The sequence below is a fragment of the Bacillus sp. AK25 genome (assembly GCF_048270685.1).
GTDB lineage: Bacteria > Bacillota > Bacilli > Bacillales > Bacillaceae > Bacillus > Bacillus altitudinis.
Map to the genome: position 1 here is coordinate 1,995,766 of NZ_JBLUWC010000001.1, position 11,845 is coordinate 2,007,610.

Here is an 11,845-nt window from a genome sequence, read left to right on the forward strand (position 1 = left end):
TCATCACATAAGCCCTGCCTGTATAGGGCAAGGCTTATTGGCTTGGTTTATGATAATAGGCTTAATTCTTTTGCTAACTTATTAAATGTTTCTTGATCATGACGGTCAAGCGCTTCATCGATTTCTTTCATCAGCCGTTCTTTTTGGAAAGTAGCAATAGAATGCTCTAGCACTTTCTCAGCAAGATCTTTATCTTTTTCATTTTCATAAAGATCTTTAGGAATATGAGGATTTGTTTCAAGTACAGCGGCATATTCCGGCGAACGATATGCAGATCGGAAATTCAATTGAATAAACAAATCTTGCTGTTTATTCAAACGAATATCATGAAATGATTTTTCTGCATCTGTCGTCATGATATTTTCTTTATAAAATCTAAAGGGAACTTCATCCACACAGTGTGTTGACATAATAATTCCCCTTGGGCAAAATTCTGCTTGCTCTACAAAATGAACCTTTTCCATCAAAGAGTCGTGACTCATTAAATAATTTAATATCCAAACACACTCTCTTCGCTTTAACTGATAATGGTTTAAGAACCACCGGATAAATTCCTTCTTTTCATTGACAGAAACAGGGGTCTGCATGTTATTCCCTCCTCTATCGTAAATTAAATTGCTATACATGAATTATTCAACAAACCAGTTCTTCATTCCTGCAAACTATAAGGAAATTTCGTCTTCAATTCTTAAAATCGTTTCTTCAATTTCTTCATTCGTGCCATCTTTCTGAAGAACTTTTCGTAATAACGGCAAGGCTTCTTTTTGTCTGCCTTCTTCTAAAAGGAACGAAGCATATTCATATAAAAAGTCACGTTCCTCATCAAAATCAGGCAGAGCAAGTTTGAAATACTCAGCGGCTTCATCATATTCTTCTCGTCCGACAGAAGCAGAAGCAGCATACCAATTCCATTTTGGATCTTCTTCCCCAAAACTTTTAACCTCTTTAATCACATCCAGAATTTCATCAAACAGCTCTTCATTTAAATAGATCGCAAGCAGCGTTTGAACTGCTTCAATATATCCTGGATCAAGAGCAAGTGCTTCTTGAAGCAATTTTTTCGCATCTTCCGAATGGCCATTTTTCAAATCAATCTTTGCCCCATATAAATATAACTCTTTGTTATACTCATCCACTTTAATTCCTTCTTTTACTATCTCTAAAGCTTCATGATATAGTCCTTCTTCCTCATAGCTTTTGGCTAAAGGCATATAAAGTGACGAATACGAAGGATCAATATCTTTTAGTTCAGAAAGCTGCTGAATAGCCGTTTTCGTTCTGCCAGCCCTCATCGCTGTAAATCCATAGCCAAAAAGTGTATTTGGATCCACTTGATCCTTTACAGCCTTTTCATACCATTCAAGGGCATCTTCAAATTCTCCAGCTGTGCTTAATGATTCAGCGAGCCGCTGATATACATTGACACCGCCAATTTCATTTTGTTGATCGGCCACTTTGTAGAAATAGTCGGCTGCTTTCTTTGAAAGACCTTGAGAAAAATACAATTCCCCTAAAGCAAAATCAATGACGGCTTCATGAGGTAGTAACTCTTTCGCTTTTAAAAGCTTTTGTTCACTGACTTCAAATAGTCCTTGCATTTGATACAAATCTGCCATTAACAATAAACTCTCTGGATACGCATCGTCATCTTCAGGAATCGTTTCAAGAACTGCTATTGCCTTCTCTTCTTCGTCAGAGTCTATTAAAAGCTCTGCATAAAAACAGGTTAATCCTGTTTCTTCTGGATATAAATCATGTAAATCACTAATGAGATTCCGTGCTTTATCAATATCTCCCCAGTCATAATATAACTGAGCTGCCTGCGCTTTTTCTTCATCATGAAGATGCTTCTCTGCTTGAGCAAGTGTTTGGAGTCCCTTTTCAGTCTCACCCGCCTCAACTAATTTTATGGCTTCTTGTAATGAACTATTCAAATCAAACCGTTCCTTTCTGTTTCCAAAAACCTAAACTGTTGTTACTTCATATCATAATCGACAGCTGCATATCCAGCAAATATGTTGCTCTTTTAACATGAAGCCATTTTTGTGTTTTGAAGACTCTTTTTCAATCAATACTTTACTAAACTGACGATTTGTAAACCGAATACGCTAAAAAATTGTTTTTGAATCAGCAAAATGCTCTTTTTCAAGGTTTCACCTTGAGACAAGCTATGCTATAGTTCTTTCAAATATGCAAAAGGAAAGAAAAAGCCTGAGGAAATCCTCAGACTGTTTGCGTTAAGTATTCAATGTGTTCAAAGAAATTTGGGTAAGATACACGTACTGCATCTGTATCTTCAATCTCGATTGCTTGCTCTGTTATACATGCCGCAATTCCTAACATCATACCAATTCGATGATCTCCGTAGCTTGAGACGACTGCGCCGCCTTTAAGGCTCGTTTTACCATGAATCTTCATTCCATCATCTGTTGCTTCAATATGAGCACCTAGTTTTTTAAGTTCTGAAACGACTGTATCAATACGATTGGTTTCTTTCACTTTTAATTCAGCGGCATCTTTAATGATCGTTGTTCCTTCTGCTTGAGTAGCTAGGAGCGCAATAATAGGAATTTCGTCGATCAGTCTAGAGATCATATCACCTGAAATGTCGATCCCTTTTAATGAAGAGGTAGAGATCGTTAAATCACCGTACGGTTCTCCGCCTTTAGCATCCACTTCTTGAATGTCGAGGTCTGCACCCATTTGTTTTAGCACATCTATAATACCAGTTCTCGTTTTGTTCAAACCGACATTTCTCAATACAATCCGGCTGTTTGGAACGATAGATCCAGCCACTAAGAAAAATGCAGCTGAAGAAATATCTCCAGGGACAAATACATCTGTTGCTTTTAACGTTTGTCCACCTTCAATTGAAACACTTTGTGCATCTTCATGTAGCGAGACACCAAACATTGATAACATTCTTTCGGTATGGTCTCTTGATTTATGCGGTTCAGTTAACGTCGTTGTTCCTTCTGCCTGCAGTCCAGCTAGAAGTACAGCCGACTTAATCTGGGCACTGGCAACTGGAGACTCATAAGAGATAGCTTTTAAATTGCCCCCACGAATAGAAAGCGGTGTATACTCGCCACTTGCTCTGCCATCTATCTTGGCTCCTAATTGTCTTAGCGGACCTGTTACCCGTTTCATCGGTCTTTTGGCAATACTTTCGTCTCCGATCAGCGTACTGTGGAACTCACAGCCAGCCAAGATTCCCATCATTAAACGAATAGTCGTGCCAGAGTTACCGACATCGAGAATATCACTCGGCTCTTTAAGTCCTTTTAGTCCCTTACCATGAATGACAACATCTGTACCTTTTTGTTCGATGTCGACACCCATTTTTCTAAAACAATCAATCGTGCTTAAACAATCAGCGCCAGGAAGAAAGTTTTTTACTACTGTAGTACCGTCAGCAATAGCGCCAAACATCACAGATCTATGAGAAATGGATTTATCTCCTGGAATATGAATTTCTCCATTCATAGGAGCACTTTTATGAATTTTCATGTTCCTCACCTCAATCAGCATAAAATGTATCGTAATTTGCTCTATTTTTTATACAGAGTTCTGCCCGCTTTCGATCGTCATCTGTTTGAAAACTGATGCGTAAAATCCCGTTAATGTCTTCTCGCGTCTCAATAATACGGATATTTGTAATACTAATGTTTTCATTTGCTAGATATCCTGTAATTTCCGAAATAACACCAGGATGATCCGGCACATCGACATAAAGATCATAAAAAGCAGGGATCGCTCCTTTTTTCCTCAGAGGCAGGCCGTCGCGATATTCCTTGGCCTCTTGGAAATAAGAGAATAACCCCTCAGCATCTTCTTGTTGCACAAAGGATTCAATGCGGCCAATCTCTTTTTTCCATTCATGAAATCGGTCTAAAATCTTGTTTTTATTGTGCAAGAGGATATCGCGCCACATTGCAGGATTACTTGATGCAATACGGGTAATATCTCGAAAGCCTCCAGCAGCAAACCGTTTTACAAGAGGAAATTCTTCTTCAAAATGATGCGCTTGATGCACAAGACTGGCAGCGACGATATGTGGAAAGTGACTAATCACACTTGTCACAGCATCATGTTCTTCGGGTGTCATTTCAATGAAATGAGCATTGGTTCCCTTCAGCAGATCCTTCAAACGGTCAACAGCCTGACGACTTGTTACCTTTGCTGGCGTTAAAATGTAGAATGCATTTTCAAATAAAAAGTCTTTCGCTGCAATGACACCTGATTTATGAGACCCTGCCATCGGATGCCCGCCAATAAATTGGTAATGATCAGGCAACGTTTTTTCAGCAAAGTGAACGACCTTTTGCTTTGTGCTCCCTACATCCGTAATCGTGAGCTCTCTTTCAATTCCAGATGCTGCAATATCACTTAACATTTTGACGGTTTGTTGTACTGGCGTTGCCAAAATAATCGTTGCTGATGCTTTTAAGCCTTCTATAAAGGACTCGGCAGTCGCGTCAATGATCCCTAGTTTTGTTGCAGCAATCATTTGTTCTTTAGAGACATCATAGCCTACAATTTTTTTATGTGGAAATTCTTTTTTAATCGACAGTGCAATAGAACCACCAATTAAACCAAGTCCAGCGATTAATATGGTTTCGTTTGCTTCATTCATGTTCATCACCTGATTTTTCGCGAAAATTAAACAAGCTGTTTCAATAGCTTATATGTATATTGGATGAGTTACAACGAAAGCCATATCCCATAAACAGGATATGACTTCATTGTTATGCTACGCACGGATGCCTTGTAATAAATCGGCAAGTGTAGTTAAGATTTCTTCATTTTGCTCCTTCGTTCCAACAGTAATACGCAAAGAAGTTGGGAATCCGAGAGCTTGACCAGATCGAACGATATAGCCCTTTTTCAAAAGTGCATTGAACAGCTCATCTGCATCTCTTTTAAAATCAATCAGCACAAAGTTTGTTTGAGATGGATAGATAAATAATCCAAAACGGTCTGCAAATTCTTGATATTGTTTAAGACCTGCTTCATTTTTTTGTCTGCACGATTGAATGAAGTCTTGATCTTTAATGGCTGCACGTGCAGCTGCCTGAGCGATACGACTTGTATTAAATGGCTCTCTCGCAGGTTCAATGGCGGTAATCAATTCCTCTGAAGCAACCCCATAACCTACTCGAAGTGCCGCAAGTCCATATGCTTTAGAGAATGTGCGCAATACAATGACATTTTGATAGGCTTTTAATAGAGATAAACTGTTCGGAAAGTCTTCTGCGCGAACATATTCAAAATATGCTTCATCTAGAACGACAAGCACGTGAGCAGGCACTTGATCTAAGAACGATACGAGCTCAGATTCTGACAAATGATTTCCTGTCGGATTGTTCGGGTTACACACCCAAACGACTTTTGTGTTGTCATCCATCGCATCCAGCATTCCCTTTAGATCATGAGCTCCACCATTTAGAAGTGGTACTTCTCTAATCTCTGCATGCTCAATCACTGCATTGTGACGGTATTGCGGGAATGACGGAGATGGGATCACCGTATTTGTATGTTGATCAAGGAATGCCCTAGCAATAATTTGCACAAGTTCATCTGAGCCATTCCCGAATATTAATTGTTTTTCATTTACTTGAAGAAACTCAGCCAGTTCCGTTCTTAAACTTGCGCTGTATCCGTCTGGATAAATCGCTAAATGTTCAAGTTCAGCTTGTATGGCCTCTCTTGCATGTGTGGAACATCCAAAAGGGTTTTCATTTGAAGCCAATTTCACAATTTTGTCTAATTGATATTCTTTTTTGACCTCTTCAATTGGTTTCCCAGGTTGATACGGTTTTAGCTGTTTTAATTGATCTTTGATTTGCAAAATGTTTCACCTCATTTGAATGAATAGAGGGGACTAAATGTTTTTGCATATGTTTCAAATTCTCTTAAAGCCTCTTGGCGTGTATCACTTGCTACTAATTGTTCTTGAAGCTCTTCAATTTTTTTGACAAGCGCACTGCCGACAACGACACCATCACTCATTTTATTCATTGAGTCTACTTGTTCTCTTGTTGAAATACCAAAACCTACAGCAACTGGTATTTGACTCAGCTCTTTCACTTGTTGAATAAAATCTGTAATCGATGCGTCGAAAGATTGTCTGACACCTGTGACGCCGAGAGATGAAACACAATACACAAAACCTTCTGCCTGCTCTACAATTTTTTCTAATCGTTCCTTGCTTGTTGGTGCAACGAGTGATATATATGAAATGTCGTGTGCTTGACAGTTCTTCTGCAGCTCGCTGCTCTCTTCAAAAGGCAAGTCGGGTGTTAAGAGTCCCGAAATATGATTTTTGCGCAGTAAAGCGAAAAAGTATTCTGTGTCTAATTGTAACACAGGATTATAATACGTAAATAGAATTACAGGAATTTTTACGCCGTTTTTTTTCATCTTTCCTGCTAATTCTATCGCTTTTACGATATTCATACCATGATGAAGTGCTCTTTTAGAAGCTCTTTGAATGACAGGGCCGTCCGCTAACGGATCAGAATACGGCACACCTAGTTCAATCGCATGTGCCCCTGCTGCTTGAAGCGCGAGGGCTAAATCAATGGTGATCTCTTCTGATGGATCACCCGCTGTAATAAAGGGAATAAATAATTTCTGACCTTGCTCTAATTGAAATGTGATCATTTTGTTTCACCCTCACTTTCAAGCACATTCATTAATGTATGCACGTCCTTATCTCCTCTGCCTGACAAGCAGACAAGGACAATGTCGTCTTCACTCATGTTCTGGCTCATTTCAAACGCTTTGGCTAAAGCATGTGCAGATTCGATTGCTGGCAGGATTCCTTCTTTTTCTGTGAGCAGCTTTAACGCATCTAGTGCTTCTTGATCTGTCGCACTCACATATTGAACCCGGCCGTTCGCATGCAAATACGCATGCTCTGGTCCGATCCCCGGATAGTCTAATCCAGCTGAAATTGAATAAGGCTCAATAATTTGACCAAATTTGTCTTGAATCAAGTATGTCAAAGATCCATGTATGACACCTTTTGTCCCTTTCGTGATGGTCGCTGCATGAAGCGGAGTGTCGATTCCTTTTCCAGCAGCTTCTACACCAATGATATCGACCTCTTCATCTAAGAACGCCCGGTACATCCCTATCGCATTGCTCCCTCCGCCAACACAGGCAACGACTTTATGAGGAAGCTGCCCTTCCTTTTCAAGTATCTGCGCTTTTGCCTCATCTCCGATCATCCGCTGAAATTCACTGACGATTTGAGGATACGGATGAGGTCCAACGACTGAGCCGATCATATAAAAGTGGTCACTGCAATGCTGGACCCAATAGCGGATGGCTTCATTGGTTGCATCTTTTAATGTTCCGTTCCCGCTTGTGACAGGTATGACTTCAGCGCCGAGTAGTTTCATTCGGAACACATTGAGTGATTGTCTTTCCACATCTTCTTTTCCCATAAATACAGTGCAGGATAAACCGAATTTTGCGGCCACTGTTGCAGCAGCTACACCGTGCTGACCTGCTCCTGTTTCGGCGATGATATTTGATTTCCCCATTTTTTTCGCTAGCAGTGCCTGCCCAAGCGCATTGTTAATTTTATGAGCGCCTGTATGGTTTAAATCTTCTCTTTTTAAATAGATTTTAGCACCGCCGAGATATGCCGATAATTGATCAGCATATGTGAGTGCAGTTGGTCTGCCTGAATAGTTTTTCAAAAGCGATATATATTCCTTTTGAAAAGCAGGGTCTTCTTTTAATTCACGAAAAGCTTGTTCGATCTCTTCTAGTGGCTGCATGAGCGTTTCAGGAACGAATTTCCCTCCAAATTCTCCATATCTGCCAATCTCATTTGGATATGCGTACATGGTTCAACATCCTTTCTTCGAGCGCTTTCATCTTTGTACTGCTTTTCTTCCCGTTTTCTTCTATACCGCTTGAAAGGTCTATGGCGTCTGGACCAAAAGCAAGCAGATCTATTATGGTATCTGGCGTGATCCCGCCAGCAATGGCGCAAGTTTTCCCCAGTTGTTTTGCAAGCTGAACATATGAAGGCACTGCCTCCCATGCAAAAGCTGTTCCAGAACCGCCTCTCATTCCTTTCACTTTCGCATCAATGAGAAAACCGTCGACACTTGGAGCGAATGCCGTCATATGTTCAAGTGTGTCGTTTACATCGGGTTCGTGATGGAACACTTTCCAAACGAGAGCCTTCGTTTGTTGTTTGATGTCGCTTGCATCTTCTGGCGTCTCATCACCATGAAGCTGCACAATATCTAAGGGGAGGTTGTTTGTAATCTCGCACACTTTTGGTGTTTTTTCATTCACAAATACCCCCACGATCTCTTTTTTACATTTTACTTGTGACAGCCAGTGTTTCACTTGATCTGGATCAACCCGTCTTTTACTCGGCGCAAAAATAAAACCGATGGCATCCGCTTGAGATTGCGAGATGCATGCGACATCCTCTTGTGAGACAGCACCGCAATATTTTAAGTAAGGCTTAATTTCCTTCATTCTCCGAACAATGCCTGAACGGCTTTCTCCTGTGATTGTTCCCTCATTAAAGATTCACCAACAAGAACGGCATTTGCTCCGTGCTGTTTCACAAAGGTCAGATCATCAAATGTCTTTATGCCGCTTTCACTTACTAGTAATACGTCTTTTGGAACAAGTGGCGCGATCTCTTTTGTTTGTTCAACAGTTGTTGTAAACGTATTGAGATTCCGGTTGTTCACACCGATGATCTCAGGAGTGAATAGGTGTAAAATCTTTTCTAGTGTATGTGCTGCATGTACTTCAACGAGGACATCCAGTCCTTTTTCTTGCGCTTCTGTATAGAGCTCATACAGCTTTTGCGGCTCAAGCACCTCTCCAATTAATAAAATGGCATCTGCCCCTATCCGTTTCGATTCTTCTATTTGTATAGAGTCAATAATGAAATCTTTTCTTAAAATAGGACGTGTGATGTGTTCTTTAATAAGAGACAAATATTCGTTTTTCCCTTGGAAAAACGGTTCATCCGTTAAGACAGATAAACAATCTGCATTTGATGTTTCGTATGCTTTCGCTGTCTGTAAAGGATCAAAATGAGGCTGAATGATTCCTCTGGAAGGAGACGCTTTTTTCACCTCAGCAATCAGTCCAATCGAGCGGTGAGGATTCATAAGGGCTTCTTTAAATGATCGTCTTTCATAATGTCCTTCCTCAGGTAATTGCAAGGTTTGCACATGTTCTTTTTTACGGGCGATAATTTGATTAAGCATAGATCTCTTCCTCTTTCGTTTTTTGTTTTAGACGGGCTAATTGTTCTTTAGCTGATCCGTTTTTGATCGTTTCTAATGCTTTCATTGTCCCTGCCATCAGACTCTCTGCTTTTCCTGCCACATATAATGCGGCCCCAGCATTAAGCGCTGTAATATGAAGCGGCGCTCCACCTGCTTGATAATTCAATATATTCTGAATCAATTTGGCGCTTTCTTCTGGTGAGTGGACCTGAATGTCTGATAAATGCCCTTTTTCAAGTCCGAAGTCTTCTGGGTTTAACGTATATTCTGTCATGACACCTTTTTTGAGTTCAATGATGTATGAATTTGCTGTAATGGTTAATTCATCCAGCCCATCATCTCCGCAAACAAACAGGACATGTTCTGGCTCTAAAGGAGCAAGAGCTTTCGCCATGAGCTTTGCCTTTTTCTTTGCATACACACCAATGATTTGCTTTTTGGCCTGCATCGGGTGGCAAAGCGGTCCTAATAAGTTAAATACCGTCCGAAATCCGAGCTGCTTGCGTACGGTGGCTACTTGTTTCATCGAAGAATGATAGAGCGGTGCAAATAAAAAGCCCATGTTTTTCTGCTGTATTTGTCGTCTTGTTTCTTCAGGTGTGGATTGAATTTGAATACCAAGACATTCTAGCACGTCAGCACTCCCGCTTTTAGAGGAGACGGAACGATTTCCGTGCTTGGCGATTTTCGCCCCAGCAGCCGAAGCAACGATGGCAGCGGCTGTTGATATATTAAATGTTGATAAACCGTCGCCTCCTGTCCCGCACGTATCAACAACATCAAGTGACCTTTCTACTGGTGCTGCATGCTGCCTCATGGCTTTCACGAAGCCTGTCATTTCTTCGGCGGTTTCTCCTCGATGCGCTAAAATAGATAGACTAGCAGCGACTTCAGCATCTGTTAACGAGCCGCTCATCATATCATGCATCAGGCCATTCGCTTCTTTTTCTGATAGTTTTCCTCCATTAACAAGAGCTGATAGTCGTTGATTCATTTGGCACACTCTCCTTTTCCGAGAAAATATGTTCAGCAAGCTGAATGGCTTTTAGAAGTGCTCCTGCCTTATTACATGTCTCTTCCCATTCGTTTTCTGGAACGGAATCAGCGACAATGCCGGCACCTGCTTGTATTGAAGCAGTCTGATGTTTGACGCTCATTGTGCGAATGGTAATACAGGAATCGATATTGCCGTCGAAACCAATATAGGCAATACAGCCGCCATACGTCTCTCTTGGCTCAGGCTCCATTTCGTTTAATAATTGCATCGCCCTAATTTTTGGGGCGCCTGTCAATGTGCCTGCTGGAAAAGCGGACATAAGCGCGTCTACTGGATGAGTATCCTGCTTCAGCTTCCCTGTCACAATAGAAATAATGTGCATGACGTGCGAAAAATTCACGACTTTTGTAAAAGTTGGGACAGACACACTGCCGTATTCTGCTACACGCCCCACGTCATTTCGAGCCAGATCCACCAGCATGTAATGTTCTGCTTTTTCTTTTTCATCATCGAGCAACTCTCTTGCTAGTGCATCATCTTCTTCTTTTGTCATTCCTCGTTTTCTTGTACCAGCAATTGGATGGATTTCTAAGTGACCGTTTTTCGCATGGATTAATCGTTCTGGCGAGCTTCCCACTAAGTCTCGATCTTTTAATTTCATAAAATACATATACGGTGATGGATTGACGATCCGAAGCACACGATATAATTCAAATGAGCTCACTGTCACTGGAATGTCAAAACGCTGAGAAAGTACACCCTGGAAGATATCACCCGCTCGAATATACTCCTTGATTTTTTCGACATCCTTTAAAAATTTTGCTTTTTCATAGGTAGACGTCACCTGTTCAAACGAAGGGGGTTCATTCATATTCCCTGAGATAATCAGTTCTTTCATATCAATTTTTGTATGAAGCTGCTGTACCATCAGTTCAAGCTGCTTTTGATTTTCTCGATAAACCAGAATTTTTTCTTCGTCTGTTTCATGACCGTTCAGCTGCGTGTACTGAATAAAATGAACTTGGTTTGTTTCATGATCAAATGCGATCATTGTTTGACAAACAAATAATGTACAATTATCTGTTGCTGATGCATTCGGATGCGGCTTCACAGACGGCTCAATGTTGGGAATGAGGTCGTAACTTAAGTACCCTACGGCTCCGCCAGTAAATGGGATATCAATTTCAGGTGTCTTGATTTGATATTTCTCTTTCATCCAGTCAAGCAACTCTTTCAGCTCCGCTTTTTGCATCACTGACTTTCCTGCAGCGTCACGAGCAATATAATGATCTTGCTCGTCATGTAATGTTAAAAAAGGATGTAATCCGATAAAGGAATATCTCGACCAGCTAGAAGATTCGTCTTTGCTTTCTAGCAAATACACAATATCCTGTTTCAGTTTCTCGACAATTTGAATGGGTGAGAGCGTATCAACTGTAATGGTTTCAACAATCGGGATGGTTTTGTAAAACTGACTGTCTCTTAAAAATTGGGTAAGGTTTGATTGGGATTTCATAAGCACACTCCTTAAATGGAATTAAGGAGAATGAGGGGACATCTTGAGGAT

At 40.7% G+C, this 11,845-nt stretch carries 11 protein-coding genes; all 11 read right to left on the reverse strand.

The features are described from left to right. Positions 1–47: 47 nt before the first annotated feature. Positions 48–587 carry a ReoY family proteolytic degradation factor gene (locus tag ACNO7B_RS10260; RefSeq protein WP_008344562.1) on the reverse strand — a complete coding sequence of 180 codons (540 nt, stop codon included), beginning with the start codon at positions 585–587 and terminating at the stop codon, positions 48–50. Positions 588–662: 75 nt separating this feature from the next. Beyond that, positions 663–1,934 (reverse strand): tetratricopeptide repeat protein, encoded by a 1,272-nt coding sequence (locus tag ACNO7B_RS10265; protein ID WP_035702924.1) that lies wholly within the window; start codon positions 1,932–1,934, stop codon positions 663–665. Positions 1,935–2,223: 289 nt separating this feature from the next. Then, a complete protein-coding gene (aroA, locus tag ACNO7B_RS10270; protein WP_017359749.1) occupies positions 2,224–3,510 on the reverse strand; it encodes a 3-phosphoshikimate 1-carboxyvinyltransferase in 1,287 nt (428 codons plus the stop codon). 10 nt (positions 3,511–3,520) lie between these two features. Beyond that, positions 3,521–4,636 carry a prephenate dehydrogenase gene (locus ACNO7B_RS10275; RefSeq protein WP_375830117.1) on the reverse strand — a complete coding sequence of 372 codons (1,116 nt, stop codon included), beginning with the start codon at positions 4,634–4,636 and terminating at the stop codon, positions 3,521–3,523. 117 nt (positions 4,637–4,753) lie between these two features. Next, positions 4,754–5,851, reverse strand: coding sequence for a histidinol-phosphate transaminase (gene hisC, locus ACNO7B_RS10280; protein WP_017359751.1), 1,098 nt, complete (start codon positions 5,849–5,851; stop codon positions 4,754–4,756). A gap of 11 nt (positions 5,852–5,862) precedes the next feature. Next, on the reverse strand, positions 5,863–6,666 hold the full coding sequence (gene trpA, locus ACNO7B_RS10285) for a tryptophan synthase subunit alpha (RefSeq protein ID WP_052320776.1): 804 nt from the start codon (positions 6,664–6,666) through the stop codon (positions 5,863–5,865). Further along, a complete protein-coding gene (trpB, locus tag ACNO7B_RS10290; RefSeq protein WP_410685186.1) occupies positions 6,663–7,862 on the reverse strand; it encodes a tryptophan synthase subunit beta in 1,200 nt (399 codons plus the stop codon). The genes trpA and trpB overlap by 4 nt, the downstream gene beginning before the upstream one ends. Beyond that, positions 7,843–8,511, reverse strand: a complete 669-nt coding sequence (locus ACNO7B_RS10295) for a phosphoribosylanthranilate isomerase (protein WP_052320778.1) — start codon at positions 8,509–8,511, stop codon at positions 7,843–7,845. The genes trpB and ACNO7B_RS10295 overlap by 20 nt, the downstream gene beginning before the upstream one ends. Then, complete coding sequence (gene trpC, locus ACNO7B_RS10300; protein ID WP_052320779.1) at positions 8,508–9,260, reverse strand: indole-3-glycerol phosphate synthase TrpC; 753 nt, start codon at positions 9,258–9,260, stop codon at positions 8,508–8,510. Before trpC ends, ACNO7B_RS10295 begins: the two co-directional genes overlap by 4 nt. Then, positions 9,253–10,275 (reverse strand): anthranilate phosphoribosyltransferase, encoded by a 1,023-nt coding sequence (trpD, locus tag ACNO7B_RS10305; RefSeq protein ID WP_410685187.1) that lies wholly within the window; start codon positions 10,273–10,275, stop codon positions 9,253–9,255. Before trpD ends, trpC begins: the two co-directional genes overlap by 8 nt. Continuing rightward, positions 10,247–11,794: an anthranilate synthase component I gene (gene trpE, locus ACNO7B_RS10310; RefSeq protein WP_417901481.1), complete on the reverse strand. Its 1,548-nt coding sequence runs from the start codon at positions 11,792–11,794 to the stop codon at positions 10,247–10,249. Before trpE ends, trpD begins: the two co-directional genes overlap by 29 nt. Positions 11,795–11,845 lie beyond the last annotated feature (51 nt).

Bases quoted from the DNA above. Each gene is read 5' to 3' on its own strand.
- ACNO7B_RS10260 (WP_008344562.1), bottom strand. From the start codon at position 587: ATGCAGACCCCTGTTTCTGTCAATGAAAAGAAGGAATTTATCCGGTGG.
- aroA (WP_017359749.1), bottom strand. From the start codon at position 3,510: ATGAAAATTCATAAAAGTGCTCCTATGAATGGAGAAATTCATATTCCA.
- ACNO7B_RS10275 (WP_375830117.1), bottom strand. From the start codon at position 4,636: ATGAATGAAGCAAACGAAACCATATTAATCGCTGGACTTGGTTTAATT.
- trpA (WP_052320776.1), bottom strand. From the start codon at position 6,666: ATGATCACATTTCAATTAGAGCAAGGTCAGAAATTATTTATTCCCTTT.
- trpB (WP_410685186.1), bottom strand. From the start codon at position 7,862: ATGTACGCATATCCAAATGAGATTGGCAGATATGGAGAATTTGGAGGG.
- ACNO7B_RS10295 (WP_052320778.1), bottom strand. From the start codon at position 8,511: ATGAAGGAAATTAAGCCTTACTTAAAATATTGCGGTGCTGTCTCACAA.
- trpC (WP_052320779.1), bottom strand. From the start codon at position 9,260: ATGCTTAATCAAATTATCGCCCGTAAAAAAGAACATGTGCAAACCTTG.
- trpD (WP_410685187.1), bottom strand. From the start codon at position 10,275: ATGAATCAACGACTATCAGCTCTTGTTAATGGAGGAAAACTATCAGAA.
- trpE (WP_417901481.1), bottom strand. From the start codon at position 11,794: ATGAAATCCCAATCAAACCTTACCCAATTTTTAAGAGACAGTCAGTTT.